The sequence below is a fragment of the Klebsiella sp. GFKo11 genome (assembly GCF_056490265.1).
Genome location: NZ_CM151369.1, coordinates 5,270,319 through 5,290,369 on the forward strand (window position 1 = coordinate 5,270,319; position 20,051 = coordinate 5,290,369).

The following is a 20,051-nucleotide window of genomic DNA, read 5'->3' on the forward strand; positions in this document are numbered from 1 at the left end:
ATATTTTTGCATGTGTCAATATATGCAAAAATATTTTAAACTTTAAAGGAACTCTCAATGAGGACAATCGATGTTCAGGAAAGGCCTATTTCGCCACCGGCCACGCAGAAGCGAACCAAAACGCGAATTGTAATTTTAATGTTACTCTCTATTGGTACGATGATAAATTATCTTGATCGTACTATCCTTGGTATTGTTGCTCCTAAGTTAACAAGCGAAATACATATCGATCCGGCAATGATGGGCATCGTTTTTTCTGCTTTTGCCTGGACCTATGCGCTGGCACAAATCCCTGGCGGCATGTTTTTAGATCGCTTTGGTAACAAATTAACCTACGCGCTTTCCATTTTTTTCTGGTCAACCTTCACTCTATTACAAAGCTTTTCAGTCGGGTTAAAATCCTTATTGCTATTGCGTTTAGGTCTGGGAATCAGTGAAGCACCCTGTTTCCCGGTCAACAGCCGGGTCGTGAGTAAATGGTTTCCCCAACATGAACGCGCACGTGCAACGGCAACTTACACCGTCGGAGAATATATTGGCCTGGCGGCATTTTCTCCTTTACTCTTTATTATTCTTGAACATCACGGCTGGAGAACGTTATTTTTTATCACTGGTGGATTAGGTATTGCCTTCACTTTTGTATGGTGGAAGTTTTATCACGAACCGCATGAATCCAAAACCGCAAATAAAGCCGAACTGGAATACATCGGTTTAGAAAATACCGAGAAAGCGAATGAAAATGTCCCTTTCAACTGGCCAGATGCAAAACGTTTACTGTGCTGCAGGCAAATCATTGGCGCCAGCCTTGGGCAGTTTGCAGGTAATACTACGCTGGTTTTCTTCCTGACCTGGTTCCCCACCTATCTGGCCAATGAGCGCCATTTGCCATGGCTTCACGTTGGTTTCTTCGCCTCCTGGCCATTTATGGCAGCGGCTGTTGGCATTCTTTTCGGTGGCTGGGTCTCCGACAAAATATTAAGAAAAACCAAGTCTGTAAATATTAGTCGAAAACTACCCATTATTTCAGGGCTGTTGCTTTCCAGCTGTATCATCGCGGCTAACTGGGTGGAGAGTAACACTGCCGTCATTATTATTATGTCGATAGCCTTCTTTGGACAGGGGATGGTTGGACTAGGCTGGACGCTAATTTCAGATATTGCCCCTAAAAATATGGCTGGGCTTACCGGTGGGATCTTCAACTTCTGCGCAAATATGGCATCGTTCATTACCCCATTGATTATTGGCGTCATTATATCGATGACCGGTAATTTCTTCTACGCACTCATTTATATTGGTCTGACGGCATTTATTGGCGTTATCGCCTATATTTTTATTATCGGCGATATCAAACGGATTGTATTGAAATAGCAAGTTGCGTGAAACTACCCCGGCCATATCACCTGCCGGGGTAGATAATTAATTATATATCCTTAACTTTACAGGTCATAAACAGCGTCACCAGCGAAATAGCGGCAATGGTCCAGTAAACGCTGGCGTGTCCATAGCTCTGCGATACCGCCCCCTGAATGACCCCAGCCAGAATCACCCCAGTGGAGATACTGTTGGTGAACAGCGTCGTTGCCGCCCCTGCCCTTCCGGGCATCAGGTCCTGAAACCACAGCATACCAATCCCGGCAACGATGCCAATAAACACGGCGTTAAACAACTGTAGTGCCAGCAACGCCACCCGGTCGTGAAACAGAATAAGGCCGACATAAAACAACACGCCTGCCGCAACCGCCGCAACCATCATGTTGCGTTTACCCCAGCGTTTAACGTAATAGCCCGCCAAAATCATTGCCGGAATTTCCAGTCCGGCGGCGGTCCCCATCAAAATCCCCGCCAGACTATCCGGCAGACCCAGATCGCTGCTGATCCACAATGGCATATCAATGATATACATCGTGTTGCAGGTCCACATCAGGGTAGAGGCGATAAACAGCATACGCACGTTTTTATCGTGCCACCCCCCAGCCTGCTGTAGCACTTCCGCACCTTCCGAAGGCTGCTCAACGCGGGCAACCGACGGCAGCTTGAAGGCAATCAGCGCCAGGCTGATGACAAAAATGCCCGCCGCTATCGTAAACATGGTTGTAAAGCCGTAATTCAGCGCCAACATAAAAGCCAGCGGTGGGCCAATCACCCACGCCAGCGAGAGCTGAGCACGCATTATCGAACTGAACATCACCACTTCACGCGCCGAACTATCGGCATATTCCCGCGCCAGCGCAAAAAGCTGCGGCATCGCGGCATTCGCCACCGAAGCCAGCATCACCCCGCAGGTAATCAGCGTCAGATAGTGGCGATTAAATGCAAACAGCAGCGCATTGCCTACCGCCATCAGGCAGCAGAACATAATCAAGCGCCGACGATCGCCCCGGCTATCGGAGCGCTTGGCCAGCGCCAAGCTGACCAGAATCCCGGCAATCGCGTTAACCGTATAGAAAAGCCCCACCCAGAAAGGCTGTGCGCCCACTTCGCGGCTAAGAAATAAACTGAGCGTTGGCGCCTGTAGCGCACCAGCGATTCCCATCATGAAAGCGACCAGCATAAAAGCGGCGTAAACGCCGTTAAGACGTCGCCCCATCGTCATTAACCACAGCATGTCATGTCCTTAAACCACGCGAAGAAAACGAAAAAAGCCAGCAGAGGTTTTCTGCTGGCGGGTGATTCTATACTCTATGGATTTCGAGTTGCGGGCAGGCGGCCAGAACGTAAGTCCCTGGGAACATAGATAACTATGTGACCTGGGCGAGCGGGCGCAGCCAACGCACCTGCAGCTTGAAAGACGACGAGTATAACACCAATACTCAGTCACACATGATGTCTGCAAGTCAATGATCAGAGGTCTGCGACGTAACTCCCCACTGCATCAGTTCGCCAAGAATTTCCTGCTGTCTTCCTGCCATCAGGCGGGCCAGCCAGGACGCATCCTGCGTCGCAGAAAAGTAGCGTAGGTAGAACTGTTTTGTGGTTGACCTCATCATATTCACCTCCTCACTTCATCGAGGTTGATTATTGACTTAATATAGGAAGTAATAAATTGCTGAGTTTTTATCAGGAGTTCCCCTTTTATGTCTTCCGGTCGTTTACAACAGCAGTTCATCCGCTTATGGCAGTGCTGCGACGGCAAGTCGCAGGAGACAACGCTTAATGAGCTGGCAGATATGTTGAGCTGCTCGCGTCGTCATATGCGTACCTTACTGAATATGATGGAAGAGCGCGGCTGGCTGACCTGGGAGGCGGAGGTCGGGCGCGGTAAGCGCTCCCGGCTGGCTTTCCTCTATACCGGTCTCGCCTTGCAACAACAGCGAGCGGAAGACCTGCTTGAGCAGGACCGAATCGATCAACTGGTGCAACTGGTTGGCGATAAAGCCGCCGTCCGGCAAATGCTGGTTTCCCATCTCGGCCGCAGCTTCCGTCAGGGGCGGCACATCCTGCGCGTACTTTACTACCGTCCAATGAAAAATCTGCTGCCCGGTAGCGCGCTGCGCCGCTCGGAAACGCACATCGCCCGGCAGATTTTTAGCGCCCTGACGCGAGTAAATGAGGAAAATGGGGAACTGGAAGCGGATATAGCTCACCATTGGCAGCAAATTACCCCAACCCACTGGCGTTTTTTTCTGCGTCCTGGCATTCATTTTCATCATGGACGTGAACTGGAAATGGAAGATGTCATCACCTCCTTACAGCGTAGCAACGCGCTGCCGCTGTTCTCTCATATCGAGCGCATAGACTCCCCTACCGCATGGACGCTGGATATTCATCTCAGTCAGCCCGATCGTTGGCTACCGTGGCTGCTCAGCCAGGTTCCAGCGATGATCCTGCCACACGACTGGCAGTCAATGGACAACTTCTCCAGCATCCCCATAGGTACCGGCCCTTATGCGGTCGCCCGCAATAACCAAAACCAGTTGAAGATCCATGCCTTCGATGATTATTTCGGCTATCGGGCCTTGATCGATGAAGTTAACGTCTGGGTGCTGCCGGAAATCAGCGAAGAACCCAATGGCGGATTAACGCTCCAGGGCACCACGGAGAGTGAAAAAGCGGTGGAAAGCCGTCTGGAAGAGGGTTGCTACTATCTGCTGTTCGACGCCCGCAGCCCGCTCGGCAGCAACACCGCGGTTCGCCAGTGGTTAAGCTACCTGTTCCAGCCCGCCAGCCTGCTCTATCACGCTGGTGAACATTATCAGGGCAACTGGTTCCCGGCCTACGGCCTGCTACCCCGCTGGCACCATGCGCGCAGCCACGCTTGCGAAAAACCGCCGGGACTGGAGACGGTCAGGCTGACCTATTACCAGGACCACGTCGAGCATCGCTTGATAGGTGGGATTATGGCGACGCTGCTGGCCGAGCATCAGGTCAAACTAGAAATTCAGGAGCTGGAGTACGAAGAGTGGCATCGCGGCGAAGTGGTCAGCGACGTGTGGCTCAATAGCGCCAACTTCACGTTACCGATCGATTTTTCCCTGTTTGCATGGTTGTATGAAGTCCCGCTGATTCGCCACTGTATTCCCATTGATTGGGAGCAGGACGCCAGCCGTTGGCGCGCAGGAGAGCTTAATCCGGCCACCTGGAGCCAGCAGCTGTTGGCCAACCAAACCATTGTGCCGCTCATACACCATTGGCTGATGATCCAGGGGCAGCGCAGCATGCGCGGCGTGCGCATGAATACCCTCGGCTGGTTCGACTTTAAGTCCGCGTGGTTTGCGCCACCGGAGCCGTAAGGCTTTCCGTCAGCTAACAAAATCATTACACTAACTGCCGTTCTCAACGGGGTGCTAATAAACATACGCAATATCATTCAAGTTGCATCAAGCCAGCAAGCGGGTGAATCCCCTGGAGCATAGATAACTATGTGACTGGGGTGAACGCGCGAAGCTAACGCAGATACGGCTTGAAGGATGAAGCGTATGGGCTGAGAAAATACCCGTCGAACCTGATCCGGATAACGCCGGCGAAGGGATTTGAGGCCCACTCAAAATCCTTTGCCACCCCTTTTTTCTGAGGTGCAAAGTGTTGAAAAAATTACTCCCGCTACTGGCGCTGGTCGCTGCGCCCGTTTTCGCCAAACCACTCCTGACCGTTTATACCTACGACTCTTTCTCCGCCGACTGGGGACCAGGTCCGGCGATTAAAAAAGCTTTTGAAGCCGACTGCAACTGCGAGCTGAAGTTTGTGGCGCTGGAAGATGGCGTCTCGCTGCTCAACCGCCTGCGCATGGAAGGTAAAAACAGCAAAGCCGATGTCGTGCTTGGGCTGGATAACAACCTGCTGGAAGCTGCTTCCCAGAGCAAACTGTTCGCCAAAAGCGGCGTACCAGCCACCGCGCTCAGCGTGCCTGGCGGCTGGGACAACGATACCTTTGTCCCCTTTGATTACGGCTACTTCGCCTTTGTTTACGATAAAAATAAGCTTAAAAATCCGCCGAAAAGCCTGAAAGAACTGGTTGAGAGCGACCAGAAATGGCGGGTGATTTATGAAGATCCGCGCACCAGTACGCCGGGCCTTGGCCTGCTGCTGTGGATGCAAAAAGTCTACGGCGATAAAGCCCCGGAAGCCTGGCAGAAGCTGGCGGCGAAAACCGTTACCGTCACCAAAGGCTGGAGCGAAGCCTACGGCCTGTTCCTGAAAGGTGAAAGCGATCTGGTACTGAGCTACACCACCTCCCCGGCCTATCACATTATCGAAGAGAAGAAAGATAACTATGCCGCGGCGAACTTCGCTGAGGGCCACTATCTACAGGTCGAGGTTGCCGCCCGCACCGCAGCCAGCAAGCAGCCGGAACTGGCGGAAAAATTCCTCAAATTTATGGTATCTCCTGGCTTCCAGAACGCTATCCCGACCGGCAACTGGATGTATCCGGTCACTCAGGTTGCGCTCCCGGCAGGCTTTGACACGCTGATGAAACCGCAAACTACCCTCGAGTTTACCCCGCAGCAGGTGGCGACAGACCGCCAGAACTGGATCAGCGCATGGCAACGCGCCGTCAGCCGCTAACTTTCGGCTGGCTTCTGCCGGGCCTGACGGCGGCCACTTTGTTGGTCGCCGTCGCGCTGGCCGCTTTTATGGCGCTCTGGAACAGCGCACCGGATGCGGCCTGGCGTACGATCGTCAGCGATAGCTATCTCTGGCACGTGGTACGTTTCTCCTTCTGGCAGGCGTTTCTTTCGGCCCTGCTTTCGGTAATTCCGGCGATTTTCCTCGCCCGCGCCCTCTATCGTCGACGCTTCCCCGGACGCACGCTGCTACTGCGTCTGTGCGCAATGACCTTAATCCTACCGGTGCTGGTCGCGGTGTTTGGTATTCTTAGCGTCTATGGCCGCCAGGGCTGGCTCGCCGAATTATTTAACGCTTTCGGCTGGCAGTGGGAGTTCTCGCCCTACGGGCTACAGGGGATCCTGCTGGCGCACGTGTTCTTTAATATGCCGATGGCCACGCGCCTGTTACTTCAGACGCTGGAAAACATCCCCGGCGAGCAGCGGCAAATCGCCGCCCAGCTCGGGATGCGCGGTTACGTCTTCTTCAGGCTGGTTGAATGGCCGTGGCTGCGTCGGCAAATTCCACCTGTCGCCGCGCTTATTTTTATGCTCTGCTTTGCCAGCTTTGCGACCGTGCTATCGCTGGGCGGCGGCCCGCGAGCCACCACCATCGAACTGGCGATTTACCAGGCGCTTAATTTTGACTACGACCCGGCGCGCGCCGCGATGCTGGCGCTTATCCAGATGATCTGCTGTCTCGGGCTGGTATTGCTCAGCCAGCGCCTGAGCAAAGCCCTTGCCATCGGGGCCAGCAACATCCACGGCTGGCGCGATCCCGACGACCGACTACACAGTCGCTTAAGCGATTTTGCGTTGATCACCGCAGCGCTCATGCTTCTGCTGCCTCCGCTGCTGGCGGTAGTATTCGACGGTCTGAACAGCAATCTGTTTAGCGTGCTGCGCCAGCCCGCGCTATGGCAGGCGCTATGGACTTCACTGCGCATCGCCCTTGCTGCTGGCGTCTTAAGCGTCATTCTGACCATGATGTTGCTGTGGAGCAGCCGCGAGCTTCGCGCCCGCAGTTACCCGCTAGCCGGACAGACGCTTGAACTCAGCGGGATGTTAATCCTCGCGATGCCCGGCATCGTACTGGCGACCGGTTTCTTCCTGCTGCTCAATAACAGCGTGGGCCTACCGGAATCCGCCGATGGCATCGTGATTTTCACCAATGCGCTAATGGCGATTCCCTATGCGCTTAAGGTGCTGGAAAACCCTATGCGCGACATCGCTACCCGCTATGGCACGCTGTGCCAGTCGTTGGGGATGCACGGTTTTACCCGCTTGCGGGTGGTTGAGCTTCGCGCTTTAAAACGTCCGCTGGCCCAGGCTCTGGCCTTTGCCTGCGTGCTGTCGATTGGCGATTTCGGTGTCGTGGCGTTGTTTGGCAACGAAAACTTCCGCACCCTGCCGTTCTACCTGTATCAGCAAATTGGCTCTTACCGTAGCCAGGACGGCGCCGTTACCGCCCTGCTGCTCCTGCTGCTGTGCTTTGTACTCTTTAGCGTGATTGAAAAACTTCCGGGGCGTGATGCTAAAACTGAATGATGTGACCTGGCTTTACCAGCATCTGCCGATGCGCTTTACGCTCGGCGTTGAACGCGGCGAGCGCATTGCGGTTCTTGGTCCCAGCGGCGCGGGGAAAAGCACGCTGCTAAACCTGATTGCCGGTTTTTTACCGCCCGCCAGCGGCAGTATCTCCATCGACGGCCAGTCCCATACCCATACGCCGCCCGCGCGCCGTCCGGTATCGATGCTGTTTCAGGAAAATAACCTCTTTAACCATCTGACCATTCGCCAGAATATTGCGCTCGGGATGAATCCGGGGCTTAAGTTAAATGCCGAACAGACAGACCATTTGCAGGCTATTGCCGGGCAGATGGGTATCGATTCGCTGTTGGAACGCCTGCCGGGCGAGCTGTCCGGCGGCCAACGGCAGCGTGCGGCGCTAGCGCGTTGTCTGGTGCGCAAGCAGCCGGTACTGTTGCTGGATGAACCCTTTTCGGCGCTCGATCCCGCTCTGCGCCAGGAGATGCTGGTGCTGGTCGCCGACGTTTGTCAGCAGCAGCAGTTGACGCTATTGATGGTGTCGCACAGCGTGGAAGATGCGGCGCGCATTGCGGCGCGTTCAATCGTGGTCGCCGAGGGGAGAATCGCCTGGGATGGCACAACTGCCGAACTGCTCAGCGGCAACAGCAGCGCCTCGTCGCTATTGGGGATTAGCGCAAAATAACCTTATGCAGGATCTCAAGATAGACCGGCATCAGCGGATGGCTGAAGGCAAAAGTCAGCGCCACTCCGGCGGCAATCAGCATCAGCGGCGTCAGCCACAGCAGGCGAGAGCGCGGCAGGAAGCGGGTTAAGCGATCTCCCGAACTTTTGGCGCTGCGCCACAGTCGCCAGCACAACCACGCAGCCAGCCACGCCAACAGCGCCGCCCCCAGCAGCAGCCACTTAAAGCTGGCGCTATGCTCATCGGCCGGAATATCAATCGCCGCTCCGGCCAGAATTCCTGGTAAAAAGTAGAGCGGCGGCCACAGCAGGCAGCCAATAATATTAGGTGGAATAAATTTCGCGACCGGCAGGTCAAGCATTCCGGCAACCATCGGCACCAGCGGCCGCGTCGGTCCGACGAATCGACCAATCAAAATGGTGAACATACTGTGCTGATGCAGCGCATGTTCGGTTTTATCGAGCAGCGCTTTGTTTTTCTTCAAAAAAGACCAACGGTGCAGCGGCTTCTTAAAGCGCCAGCCAAGCCAGAACGAAATCCAGTCACCGAGCAAGCAACCAATAATCCCCGCCAGCCACGCCTGCCAGAAGTTAACTTCACCGCTGCCGATCAGCGCACCCAATCCGGCCATCATTACCGTTCCCGGTAAGATAAGCCCCACCAGCGCCAGCGACTCCAGGAAGGCAACCAGCAGAACGGCTATCAGGGAATAGACCGTGGATTGAGTAATAAAGTGTTCCAGCAATGCTTGCATAATGTACCCGGTTTAAAAACGAAGCACGGATTCTCCGGAGCCGCCAATACTTCGTCAAGCCATCAATTGTTTGTATAGTTTACTGGCAGTGTTAATAATCCGGGTCATCATTTCACTTTCTTTACTTTTTATTCACATCCCGCGCGGAACTCACTCGGGCTGGCGCCGGTGCATTTCTTAAATACCCGGGAAAAGTACAATTGGTCCTCAAAGCCCACGTTGCGACCTACGGTGGCGATTGGCATCCTCGTGGTGCTGAGCAGTAGCTTGGCCTGGCTAATTCGCTGATCTTCCCGCCATCCGAGTACGCTGATGCCCAGTTGCTGGCGGAACAGATGCGATAAGCGCGACGGCGACAGGCACACATGTTGGGCGACGCTGGCAATATCAAAATGGCTGTCCGCCAGATGATCGCTAATGTACTGACAGGCATCGCGCACCCTGTTATCCAGCGGCGGGTGCAGCGACTCGTTGATCGCCTCCATGCGCCTTAGCAGCAGTTGCTCCATCAGGTTTATCGCCAGCAGCTCGGAATAACGCCCAGCCCCCTGCCCGGCATCAACAATTTGACCAAACAGTTCGCAAAAACGTGTCTGCCACTGCTCATCGGGGCGAAAAAAACCGGTCTGGGCAAAAATCGTCGGCCAGTTCAGCCATTCATGCCAGTAGGCGCGCGGCCGGAAGTAAACCCATTGGTGATACCACTCCCGGGCATCAGGGTGGCGCCCATAATGGTGAATCTCCCCCGGTGGGAACAGCAGCATATCGCCGGGTCGGCAGATAAATTGCTCTCCGTGGTTGTTGATTACCCCTTCGCCGCGGATCGTCAGGTTCAGAATATACCCCTTCATACCCAGCGGGCGGTCAATGAAGAAATCCAGATAGCCTTCTGCGTCAATTGGCGTCAGGCCCGTCACCAGATGGGCATTAAAGGAGTAACCCGGCAATAAAGGATCGTTTTGCGTTTCGGCCATAAAATCAGCTCTCCCGGAGACATTTTGGACACCAATTGTCCATACCTTGTATTTTATCGTCTGGCTGACAGCCCGTACTGCGACGTGGATTAGAAATCGAATTAAAACCCGCCTTCTCTCGGCAAAAACTGAGCACAGCGCACAATTCATACGCATTCAGCACATAACTGAAGTGTCTATAAATACGGCAGAAAAGTCCACATTGAATATTTGCACGGCGTCACACTTTGCGACCTCACAGCAATATAGTCCATAAGATTAGCGAATACAGCCTGACGGTTTTCGGCACGAATATCTACTGTTTCACCATGAATGTTTTTTAGCATGGAGTAACAGAATGGCAATTGCGATTGGCCTCGATTTTGGCAGTGATTCAGTACGCGCCCTGGCAGTGGAATGCGCGACCGGCGAAGAGCTCGCCGCAAGCGTCGAATGGTATCCGCGCTGGCAGGAGGGGCTGTTCTGCGATGGCCCGAACAATCGGTTCCGCCATCATCCACGTGATTACATTGAATCAATGGAAGCCGCGCTGAAAAGCGTCCTGGCGTCATTGAGCGCCGAACAACGCGCCGCCGTCGTGGGTATCGGCGTCGACAGCACTGGCTCAACGCCCGCGCCGATTGATGCTGACGGCAATGTCCTGGCGTTACGCGAAGAGTTCGCCAACAACCCTAATGCCATGTTCGTACTGTGGAAAGACCACACGTCGGTGGAAGAGGCGGAGGCTATCACCCGTCTGTGCCACCAGCCAGGCAAAGAGGACTACTCTCGCTATATCGGCGGCATCTACTCCAGCGAGTGGTTCTGGGCCAAGATCCTCCATGTCACCCGCGAGGATAGCGCCGTTGCCAAGGCCGCCACTTCGTGGATTGAGCTGTGCGACTGGGTTCCAGCCCTGCTTTCCGGCACCACCCGCCCGCAGGATATTCGTCGTGGCCGCTGCAGCGCCGGGCACAAATCACTGTGGCACGATAGCTGGGGTGGCCTGCCGCCGGCCAGCTTCTTCGATGAACTCGACCCCATTCTTAACCAGAACCTGACCTGGCCGATGTTCAGCGAAACCTGGACCGCCGATTTACCTGTCGGCACGCTGACCGCCGAATGGGCGCAGCGCCTGGGTCTGACGCAAACCGTCACCATCTCCGGCGGCGCTTTCGACTGTCATATGGGCGCAGTCGGTGCTGGTGCCCAACCTAACGCGCTGGTCAAAGTTATCGGTACCTCAACCTGCGACATCCTGATTGCCGACAAACAAAGCGTTGGCGAACGTACGGTGAAAGGGATCTGCGGCCAGGTAGACGGTAGCGTGGTGCCTGACTTTATCGGTATGGAAGCCGGACAATCCGCGTTTGGCGACATCTATGCCTGGTTTGGCCGCATTCTTGGTTGGCCGCTCGAGCAGTTGGCGCTCGCGAATCCGGAGCTGAAAGAGCAGATCAAAGTTAGCCAAAAACAGCTGCTACCTGCGCTGACCGAAGCCTGGGCGAAAAATCCGTCCCTCGAACATCTGCCGGTGGTGCTGGACTGGTTTAACGGTCGCCGCACGCCGAACGCAAACCAGCGTTTGAAAGGGGTGATTACCGACCTGAACCTCGCCACCGACGCTCCGGCGCTGTTCGGCGGACTGATTGCCGCTACCGCTTTCGGCGCACGCGCCATTATGGAGTGCTTCACCGAACAGGGTATTCCGGTCAATAACGTGATGGCGCTTGGCGGCATTGCGCGGAAAAACCAGGTAATCATGCAGGCCTGCTGCGATGTATTGAATCGCCCGCTGCAAATCGTCGCTTCCGATCAGTGCTGCGCTCTGGGCGCCGCCATCTTTGCCGCCGTCGCCGCTGGCGTGTACCGCGATATTCCGACCGCGCAGGAGAACATGGCCAGCCAGGTGGAAAGTACCTTGCAGCCGCGCCCTGAGCAGGCACAACGTTTCGAACAACTCTATCAGCGCTACCAACAATGGTCGGTCAGCGCAGAACAACTCTATCTCCCTTCGACTGCAAAGGCGGAAACAGCCCCGCAATCCCAGGCAGCTCTCACCCATTAAGGACATGAAAATGACAATTTTTAATAACTATGAAGTGTGGTTCGTTATTGGTAGCCAGCATCTGTATGGCCCAGAAACGCTGCGTCAAGTCACGAAGCATGCCGAACATGTGGTGAATAGCCTCAATGCGGAAGCCAAACTGCCGTGCAAACTGGTGCTCAAACCGCTGGGCACCACCCCAGATGAAATCACCCATATTTGCCGCGACGCGAACTACGATGATAAGTGCGCCGGGATGGTGGTGTGGCTGCATACCTTCTCGCCTGCCAAAATGTGGATTAACGGCCTGACTATCCTCAATAAACCGCTGATGCAGTTCCATACCCAGTACAACGCGGCTCTGCCGTGGGACAGCATCGATATGGACTTTATGAACCTGAACCAGACCGCACACGGCGGCCGCGAGTTCGGTTTCATCGGCGCGCGTATGCGTCAGCAGCACAGCGTGGTGACTGGCCACTGGCAGGATCAGGAAGCTCATCAGCGCATCGGCTCATGGATGCGCCAGGCGGTATCAAAACAGGATACTCGCCATCTGAAAGTGTGCCGTTTCGGCGACAACATGCGTGAAGTGGCGGTCACTGACGGTGATAAAGTTGCCGCGCAAATCAAGTTCGGCTTCACGGTTAACACCTGGGCAGTGGGCGATCTGGTGCAGGTGGTTAACGCGGTCACTGAGGGTGAAATCAGCGCGCTGATCGATGAGTACGAAAGTACCTACCGACTGACGCCTGCGGCGCAAATCCACGGCGATAAGCGTCAGAACGTGATTGATGCTGCACGCATCGAACTGGGGATGAAGCGCTTCCTCGAACAAGGTGGGTTCCATGCGTTCACCACCACATTTGAAGATTTACACGGCCTGAAACAGCTTCCGGGTTTGGCCGTACAACGTCTGATGCAGCAGGGCTACGGCTTTGCGGGCGAGGGCGACTGGAAAACCGCCGCTCTGCTTCGCATCATGAAGGTGATGGCAACTGGTCTGCAGGGCGGCACCTCTTTTATGGAGGATTACACCTACCACTTCGAGAAAGGCAACGATCTGGCGCTGGGCTCACACATGCTGGAAGTCTGCCCGACCATAGCTACCGCCGAGAAACCGATTCTCGACGTGCAGCCGCTGGGCATCGGCGGTAAAGCCGATCCAGCGCGTATCATTTTCAATACCCAGACCGGCCCGGCGATCGTCGCCAGCATGATCGATCTCGGCGATCGCTATCGTCTGTTGGTTAACACCATTGAAACGGTGAAAACCCCGCACGATCTGCCGAAGCTGCCGGTGGCTAACGCCCTGTGGAAAGCCCATCCGGACCTGCGCACCGCGTCTGAAGCCTGGATTATCGCAGGCGGCGCGCACCACACCGTCTTCAGCCACGCGCTGACCCTGGACGATATGCGCCAGTTCGCCGAACTGCAGGATATCGAGCTGACCGTCATTGATAACGAGACCCGCCTGCCATCGTTCAAAGATGCGCTGCGCTGGAACGAAGTTTATTACGGTTCAAAACGTTAAGAGGCCGTTCCCCTCACCCTAACCCTCTCCCCAGCGGGGAGAGGGGACCGATCGAGCGCAATGCCGCCTTTCTCCCTCTCCCTTCGGCTGAGGAGGAAAGTTCAAGCGCGGTCCGCCTTTCTCCCTCTCCCTTCGGGAGAGGGCCGGGGTGAGGGAAACCTGACTCGCCTGCTATTTGGAGTACATTATGTTAGAAGATCTCAAACGCCAGGTACTGGAAGCCAACCTGGCCCTGCCAAAGCACAATCTTGTCACCCTTACCTGGGGCAACGTCAGCGCCGTCGACCGTGAACAGGGCGTACTGGTGATTAAACCTTCCGGCGTCGACTACAGCGTGATGACCGCCGAAGACATGGTCGTGGTCAGCCTTGAGACTGGCGAAGTGGTTGAAGGCAAGAAAAAACCCTCTTCAGATACGCCAACTCACCGCCTGCTGTATCAGGCATTTCCAACGCTGGGCGGCATCGTCCACACCCATTCGCGCCACGCCACCATCTGGGCGCAGGCCGGGCAGTCGATTCCCGCTACCGGTACCACCCACGCCGACTATTTCTACGGCGCGGTTCCCTGCACCCGCCTGATGACCGACGACGAAATCAATGGTGAATACGAGTGGGAAACTGGCGAGGTGATTGTCGAAACCTTCCGTGAAAAAGGCATCGATCCGGCGCAAATGCCCGGTGTACTGGTGCACTCCCACGGCCCGTTTGCCTGGGGGAAAAACGCCGAAGACGCTGTGCATAACGCTATTGTGCTCGAAGAGATCGCCTATATGGGCATCTTCTGCCGCCAGCTGGCACCGCAATTACCAGATATGCAGCAAACGCTGCTGGATAAACACTATCTGCGTAAACACGGGGCGAAAGCCTATTACGGGCAGTAAAACTCCACAACCGTCTGCAAGTCTGGTAGCCCGGACAGGTGCGAAGCGCCGCCTCCGGGAACGGATGCCCGCCACACCTGTATAAAACCCCAGCACCATTGCATGAACCAGGCTATAATCAGGCCTGGTTTTTACTAATGAGAGCACGGCGTGACGCAGCCACGAGAAGGTTTTTTACTGACCCGTCACTGGCGGGATACCGCGCAGGGCACCGAACTGACCTTCTGGCTAGCGACCGATGACGGCCCGCTTCAGGTCACGCTGCCGCCGCAGGAATCCGTTGCTTTCATCCCCGAATCCCAGCGCGCGCAGGTTGAACGCCTGCTGCAAGGGGAAAACGGCCACCGTCTTGCTCCCCTTACCCTAAAAGATTTTCATCGCCAGCCGGTGTTTGGCCTCTACTGCCGCGCTCACCGCCAGCTGATGCGGCTGGAAAAAAAGCTGCGCGAAAACGGCATCACGGTCTATGAAGGCGATATTCGTCCGCCAGAGCGCTATCTGATGGAGCGCTTTATCACCGCCCCGGTGTGGGTCGAAGGTGACGCGCGCGGCCAGCAGTTGGTCAACGCGCGAATGAAGCCCAACCCCGACTACCGCCCGCCGCTGAAATGGGTCTCGCTGGATATCGAAACCAGCCGCCACGGCGAGCTCTACTGCATCGGTCTTGAAGGCTGCGGGCAGCGGGTCGTCTATATGCTCGGGCCTGAACCGGCCTCGCCGCCAGCCGTCAATTTTGAGCTGGAGTATGTTGCCAGCCGCCCCCTGCTGCTGGAAAAGCTGAACGCCTGGTTTGCCGCCCACGACCCGGACGTACTGATTGGCTGGAACGTAGTGCAGTTCGATTTACGTGTCCTGCAAAAGCACGCCGAGCGCTATCGTATCCCGCTGATGCTAGGGCGCGGCAACAGCGAACTGGAGTGGCGCGAGCACGGGTTTAAAAACGGCGTCTTCTTCGCTCAGGCCAACGGCCGCTTGATTATCGACGGCATTGAGGCGCTAAAATCCGCCTTCTGGAACTTCTCCTCTTTTGCGCTGGAATCAGTCGCTCGCGAGCTGCTCGGCGAGGGGAAAGCCATCGATAATCCTTGGGATCGGATGGACGAAATCGACCGCCGCTTTAATGAAGATAAACCGGCGCTGGCGACCTATAACCTGCAGGATTGCGAGCTGGTTACGCGTATCTTTCATAAAACGGAGATCATGCCGTTTTTGCTGGAACGCGCGACGGTCAACGGCCTGCCCGCGGATCGTCACGGCGGCTCGGTCGCCGCCTTCGGCCACCTCTATTTCCCGCGTATGCACCGGTTGGGCTACGTCGCGCCAAACCTCGGCGAAGTACCGCCGCAGGCCAGCCCCGGCGGCTACGTGATGGACTCGCGGCCCGGCCTGTATGATTCGGTGCTGGTGCTGGACTATAAGAGCCTGTACCCGTCAATTATCCGTACCTTCCTGATTGACCCGGTCGGGCTGGTTGAGGGGCTGGCGCAGCCCGATAACGAACACAGCACCGAAGGCTTTCTTGGCGCGCGCTTCTCGCGTGAGAAACACTGCCTGCCGGGCATTGTCGGGCAAATCTGGCACGGGCGAGACGAGGCTAAACTGCACAAAAACAAACCGCTGTCACAGGCGCTGAAGATCATCATGAACGCCTTTTATGGCGTGCTGGGCACCAGCGCCTGCCGCTTTTTCGATCCGCGCCTGGCCTCCTCAATCACCATGCGCGGCCACGCGATTATGCGCCAGACCAAAGCGCTGATTGAATCCCAGGGCTATGACGTTATCTACGGCGATACCGACTCCACCTTCGTGTGGCTAAAGCGCGCCCACAGCGAAGAAGAGGCGACGAAAATCGGCCATTCGCTGGTGGCCTTCGTCAATGCGTGGTGGGCAACAGAACTTGGCAAAGATAATCTGACCAGCATCCTGGAACTGGAGTTTGAAACCCACTTCTGCCGCTTTTTAATGCCGACAATCCGCGGTGCCGATACCGGCAGTAAAAAACGCTATGCCGGGATGATTCAGGATGGTGACGAGCAGCGGATGGTTTTTAAAGGACTGGAGACGGTACGCACCGACTGGACGCCGCTGGCCCAGCAGTTTCAGCAGGAGCTTTATCTGCGCATCTTCCGCAATCAGCCTTACCGGGAGTATGTGCGCGAAACCATTGATAAGCTGATGAACGGCGAGCTTAACGATCGGCTGATCTACCGTAAACGCCTGCGCCGCCCGCTGGCGGAGTATCAGCGCAATGTGCCGCCGCACGTGCGAGCAGCCAGGCTCGCGGATGAGCAAAACGTCAAGCTGGGCAGGCCGCAGCAGTATCAGCAGCGCGGCAGCATTAAGTATGTCTGGACCACCAGCGGGCCCGAGCCGGTGGACTATCAGCAATCACCGCTCGATTATGAGCACTATTTGTCAAAGCAATTGCAGCCTGTTGCCGACGGAATTCTTCCCTTTGTCGACGACGATTTTGCTACAATAGTGACAGGTCAGCTGGGGCTATTTTGATTTTTACTCATTCATTCAACCTGCAAAAAAGCAGTAAATTGAAGGGTGAGCAGGACGTGACGAACGTTCCGCCATCCAGTAATATAGCGCCCTTTCCATTCCCGGACCCAATATTGACGCATCTCCGACCTTTCTGGAGACCCTCAACTATTGCCTGCAATTAAAGAACTAAAGAGCCGAACATATATGCCTTTTACACTTGGTCAACGCTGGATTAGCGACACAGAGAGCGAACTGGGATTAGGGACGGTGGTTGCGCTGGATGCGCGCATGGTTACCCTTCTTTTCCCTGCTATCGGCGAAAACCGTCTGTACGCACGCAACGACTCCCCGATCACCCGCGTGATGTTTAACCCGGGCGATACCATCACCAGCCACGAAGGCTGGCAGCTCCAGGTTGACGAAGTTAATGAAGAGAACGGCCTGCTGGCCTATACCGGCACCCGTCTCGATACCGAAGAAGCCAACGTCGTCCTGCGTGAAGTGCTGCTCGACAGCAAGCTGGTCTTCAGCAAACCCCAGGATCGCCTGTTCGCCGGACAGATCGACCGCATGGACCGTTTCGCCCTGCGCTATCGCGCGCGCAAATTTCAAAGCGAACAGTACCGTATGCCGTGGAGCGGCCTGCGCGGACAGCGCACCAGCCTGATCCCGCATCAGTTGAATATCGCCCACGATGTCGGGCGCCGTCACGCGCCGCGCGTCCTGCTGGCAGATGAAGTGGGCTTAGGTAAAACCATCGAAGCCGGGATGATCCTCCATCAACAATTGCTCAGTGGCGCTGCCGAACGCGTGCTGATCGTCGTTCCGGAAACTCTGCAACACCAATGGCTGGTGGAAATGCTGCGCCGCTTCAACCTGCGCTTCTCGCTGTTTGATGACGAACGCTATGCCGAAGCCCAGCACGACGCCTTTAACCCGTTCGAAACCGAACAGCTGGTTATCTGCTCGCTGGATTTCGTGCGCCGCAGCAAGCAACGTCTGGAACACCTGTGCGATGCAGAGTGGGACATTATGGTCGTCGACGAAGCACACCACCTGGTGTGGAGCGAAGAGGCACCTAGCCGTGAATATCAGGCGATTGAACAGCTGGCCGAACGCGTGCCGGGCATTCTGCTGCTGACCGCAACCCCGGAGCAGCTGGGTATGGAGAGCCACTTCGCTCGCCTGCGTCTGCTTGACCCTAGCCGTTTCCATGATTTCGCTCAGTTCGTTGAAGAACAGCAAAACTACCGCCCGGTGGCCGACGCCGTTGCCCTGCTGCTGGCGGGCAATAAACTCAACGATGCCGAGCTGAACGCGCTGAGCGATCTGATCGGCGAGCAGGATATCGAGCCGTTATTGCAGGCCGCCAACAGCGACCGCGATGACGCCCAGGCCGCCCGTCAGGAGCTGGTCTCCATGCTGATGGATCGCCACGGCACCAGCCGCGTGCTGTTCCGCAACACCCGTAACGGCGTCAAGGGTTTCCCGAAACGCGAGCTGCACACCATTCGTTTGCCGCTGCCGACCCAGTATCAGACCGCTATCAAGGTCTCCGGCATTATGGGTGCCCGCAAAACTGCCGAAGAGCGCGCTCGCGATATGCTCTACCCGGAACAGATTTATCAGGAATTTGAAGGTGATAGCGGTACCTGGTGGAACTTCGACCCGCGCGTCGATTGGCTGATGGGCCACCTCACCAGCCATCGCTCGCAGAAAGTGCTGGTCATCTGCGCCAAAGCGGCCACCGCGCTGCAGCTGGAGCAGGTACTGCGCGAGCGCGAAGGTATCCGCGCGGCAGTGTTCCATGAGGGCATGTCGATTATCGAGCGCGACCGCGCCGCCGCCTGGTTTGCTGAAGAGGATACCGGCGCTCAAGTGCTACTGTGTTCTGAAATCGGCTCCGAAGGGCGTAACTTCCAGTTCGCCAGCAACCTGGTGATGTTCGACCTGCCGTTCAACCCGGATCTGCTCGAGCAGCGTATCGGCCGTCTGGACCGTATCGGCCAGGCCCACGATATTCAGATCCACGTTCCGTATCTGGAAAGAACCGCTCAGTCGGTGCTGGTACGTTGGTATCACGAAGGGCTGGACGCATTCGAGCACACCTGTCCGACCGGCCGCACCGTTTACGACAGCGTGCATAACGAACTGATTAACTACCTTGCCGCGCCAGAAAATACCGACGGCTTTGACGATTTGATCAAATCCTGCCGCCAGCAGCATGACGCGCTGAAAGTCCAACTGGAACAGGGTCGCGACCGCCTGCTGGAGATCCACTCTAACGGCGGAGAAAAAGCCCAGGCACTGGCGGAAAGCATTGAAGAGCAGGATGATGACACTAGCCTTATCGCCTTCTCCATGAACCTGTTTGATATTGTCGGTATCAACCAGGACGATCGCGGTGAAAACCTGATTGTGCTGACCCCGTCCGATCATATGCTGGTCCCTGACTTCCCGGGTCTGCCGGAAGATGGCTGCACCATTACCTTCGAACGTGATGTTGCGCTGTCTCGCGAAGACGCACAGTTCATCACCTGGGAGCACCCGCTGATTATCAACGGCCTGGATCTGATCCTCTCCGGCGATACCGGCAGCAGCACCATTTCCCTGTTGAAGAACAAAGCGCTGCCGGTAGGAACCCTGCTGCTGGAGCTGATTTACGTCGTCGAAGCGCAGGCGCCGAAGCATCTGCAGCTTAACCGCTTCCTACCGCCGACGCCGGTGCGCATGCTGCTCGACAAAAACGGTAATAACCTCGCCGGCCAGGTGGAGTTCGAAAGCTTTAACCGCCAGCTGAGCGCAGTTAACCGCCATACCGGCAGCAAGCTGGTTAACGCCGTCCAACAGGATGTTCACGCCATTTTGCAGCAGGGCGAAGGCCAGGTGGCAAAAGCGGCCCAAGCGCTGATCGACGCCGCGCGTAGCGAAGCTGACGATAAGCTGTCGGCTGAACTGTCGCGTCTTGAAGCGCTGCGCGCCGTTAACCCGAACATCCGCGATGATGAACTGGCGGCTATCGAGAGCAACCGTCAGCAGGTGATGGACGCGCTGGCCCAGGCAGGCTGGCGTCTCGACGCGCTGCGCTTAATCGTGGTCACCCACCAGTAACGGAA

At 56.1% G+C, this 20,051-nt stretch carries 14 protein-coding genes; 10 read left to right on the top strand and 4 right to left on the bottom strand.

What is annotated here, in order from left to right; all coding sequences use genetic code 11:
• Positions 1 to 57 precede the first annotated feature (57 nt).
• Positions 58 to 1,368, top strand: coding sequence for an MFS transporter (locus AC07P6_RS25330; RefSeq protein ID WP_478314958.1), 1,311 nt, complete (start codon positions 58 to 60; stop codon positions 1,366 to 1,368).
• 52 nt (positions 1,369 to 1,420) lie between these two features.
• Here AC07P6_RS25330 and AC07P6_RS25335 read toward each other — a convergent pair whose 3' ends face one another.
• Both AC07P6_RS25335 and sgrT read right to left on the bottom strand, forming a co-directional pair.
• Positions 1,421 to 2,605, bottom strand: a complete 1,185-nt coding sequence (locus AC07P6_RS25335; protein WP_182236309.1) for a sugar efflux transporter — start codon at positions 2,603 to 2,605, stop codon at positions 1,421 to 1,423.
• Positions 2,606 to 2,834: 229 nt separating this feature from the next.
• Positions 2,835 to 2,987 (bottom strand): glucose uptake inhibitor SgrT, encoded by a 153-nt coding sequence (sgrT, locus tag AC07P6_RS25340; protein WP_110272583.1) that lies wholly within the window; start codon positions 2,985 to 2,987, stop codon positions 2,835 to 2,837.
• Between the two features lie 87 nt (positions 2,988 to 3,074).
• Between sgrT and sgrR the strand changes: the two genes are divergently transcribed.
• The 4 genes from sgrR to thiQ all read left to right on the top strand — a co-directional run bounded on the left by sgrR (position 3,075) and on the right by thiQ (position 8,274).
• Positions 3,075 to 4,730 carry an HTH-type transcriptional regulator SgrR gene (gene sgrR / locus AC07P6_RS25345; protein ID WP_434660134.1) on the top strand — a complete coding sequence of 552 codons (1,656 nt, stop codon included), beginning with the start codon at positions 3,075 to 3,077 and terminating at the stop codon, positions 4,728 to 4,730.
• 289 nt (positions 4,731 to 5,019) lie between these two features.
• Entirely contained in the window at positions 5,020 to 6,003 is a 984-nt protein-coding gene (thiB, locus tag AC07P6_RS25350) for a thiamine ABC transporter substrate binding subunit (protein WP_182236305.1), read from the top strand.
• Positions 5,979 to 7,589: a thiamine/thiamine pyrophosphate ABC transporter permease ThiP gene (gene thiP, locus AC07P6_RS25355; protein WP_478314959.1), complete on the top strand. Its 1,611-nt coding sequence runs from the start codon at positions 5,979 to 5,981 to the stop codon at positions 7,587 to 7,589. The genes thiB and thiP overlap by 25 nt, the downstream gene beginning before the upstream one ends.
• On the top strand, positions 7,573 to 8,274 hold the full coding sequence (gene thiQ, locus AC07P6_RS25360) for a thiamine ABC transporter ATP-binding protein ThiQ (protein WP_478314960.1): 702 nt from the start codon (positions 7,573 to 7,575) through the stop codon (positions 8,272 to 8,274). The genes thiP and thiQ overlap by 17 nt, the downstream gene beginning before the upstream one ends.
• Here thiQ and AC07P6_RS25365 read toward each other — a convergent pair.
• Positions 8,261 to 9,028 carry a DedA family protein gene (locus AC07P6_RS25365; RefSeq protein WP_478314961.1) on the bottom strand — a complete coding sequence of 256 codons (768 nt, stop codon included), beginning with the start codon at positions 9,026 to 9,028 and terminating at the stop codon, positions 8,261 to 8,263. The genes thiQ and AC07P6_RS25365 overlap by 14 nt on opposite strands.
• Positions 9,029 to 9,156: 128 nt before the next feature.
• The gene (gene araC / locus AC07P6_RS25370) at positions 9,157 to 10,002 is read right to left on the bottom strand and encodes an arabinose operon transcriptional regulator AraC (protein WP_110272589.1); all 846 of its coding nucleotides are present in this window, start codon (positions 10,000 to 10,002) and stop codon (positions 9,157 to 9,159) included.
• A 337-nt stretch (positions 10,003 to 10,339) separates the two neighbouring features.
• Between araC and araB the strand changes: the two genes are divergently transcribed.
• The 5 genes from araB to rapA all read left to right on the top strand — a co-directional run bounded on the left by araB (position 10,340) and on the right by rapA (position 20,046).
• Entirely contained in the window at positions 10,340 to 12,049 is a 1,710-nt protein-coding gene (gene araB / locus AC07P6_RS25375; RefSeq protein WP_434660141.1) for a ribulokinase, read from the top strand.
• A 10-nt stretch (positions 12,050 to 12,059) separates the two neighbouring features.
• On the top strand, positions 12,060 to 13,562 hold the full coding sequence (araA, locus tag AC07P6_RS25380; protein ID WP_110272591.1) for an L-arabinose isomerase: 1,503 nt from the start codon (positions 12,060 to 12,062) through the stop codon (positions 13,560 to 13,562).
• Positions 13,563 to 13,749: 187 nt separating this feature from the next.
• On the top strand, positions 13,750 to 14,445 hold the full coding sequence (gene araD / locus AC07P6_RS25385) for an L-ribulose-5-phosphate 4-epimerase (RefSeq protein ID WP_182236295.1): 696 nt from the start codon (positions 13,750 to 13,752) through the stop codon (positions 14,443 to 14,445).
• Between the two features lie 150 nt (positions 14,446 to 14,595).
• Entirely contained in the window at positions 14,596 to 16,953 is a 2,358-nt protein-coding gene (polB, locus tag AC07P6_RS25390) for a DNA polymerase II (RefSeq protein WP_304255955.1), read from the top strand.
• A 186-nt stretch (positions 16,954 to 17,139) separates the two neighbouring features.
• The gene (gene rapA, locus AC07P6_RS25395; protein WP_478314962.1) at positions 17,140 to 20,046 is read left to right on the top strand and encodes an RNA polymerase-associated protein RapA; all 2,907 of its coding nucleotides are present in this window, start codon (positions 17,140 to 17,142) and stop codon (positions 20,044 to 20,046) included.
• The last annotated feature ends 5 nt before the right edge of the window (positions 20,047 to 20,051 follow it).

Bases quoted from the DNA above. Each gene is read 5' to 3' on its own strand.
- AC07P6_RS25330 (WP_478314958.1), top strand. From the start codon at position 58: ATGAGGACAATCGATGTTCAGGAAAGGCCTATTTCGCCACCGGCCACG.
- AC07P6_RS25335 (WP_182236309.1), bottom strand. From the start codon at position 2,605: ATGCTGTGGTTAATGACGATGGGGCGACGTCTTAACGGCGTTTACGCC.
- sgrT (WP_110272583.1), bottom strand. From the start codon at position 2,987: ATGATGAGGTCAACCACAAAACAGTTCTACCTACGCTACTTTTCTGCG.
- sgrR (WP_434660134.1), top strand. From the start codon at position 3,075: ATGTCTTCCGGTCGTTTACAACAGCAGTTCATCCGCTTATGGCAGTGC.
- thiP (WP_478314959.1), top strand. From the start codon at position 5,979: ATGGCAACGCGCCGTCAGCCGCTAACTTTCGGCTGGCTTCTGCCGGGC.
- thiQ (WP_478314960.1), top strand. From the start codon at position 7,573: ATGCTAAAACTGAATGATGTGACCTGGCTTTACCAGCATCTGCCGATG.
- AC07P6_RS25365 (WP_478314961.1), bottom strand. From the start codon at position 9,028: ATGCAAGCATTGCTGGAACACTTTATTACTCAATCCACGGTCTATTCC.
- araC (WP_110272589.1), bottom strand. From the start codon at position 10,002: ATGGCCGAAACGCAAAACGATCCTTTATTGCCGGGTTACTCCTTTAAT.
- araB (WP_434660141.1), top strand. From the start codon at position 10,340: ATGGCAATTGCGATTGGCCTCGATTTTGGCAGTGATTCAGTACGCGCC.
- araA (WP_110272591.1), top strand. From the start codon at position 12,060: ATGACAATTTTTAATAACTATGAAGTGTGGTTCGTTATTGGTAGCCAG.
- araD (WP_182236295.1), top strand. From the start codon at position 13,750: ATGTTAGAAGATCTCAAACGCCAGGTACTGGAAGCCAACCTGGCCCTG.
- rapA (WP_478314962.1), top strand. From the start codon at position 17,140: ATGCCTTTTACACTTGGTCAACGCTGGATTAGCGACACAGAGAGCGAA.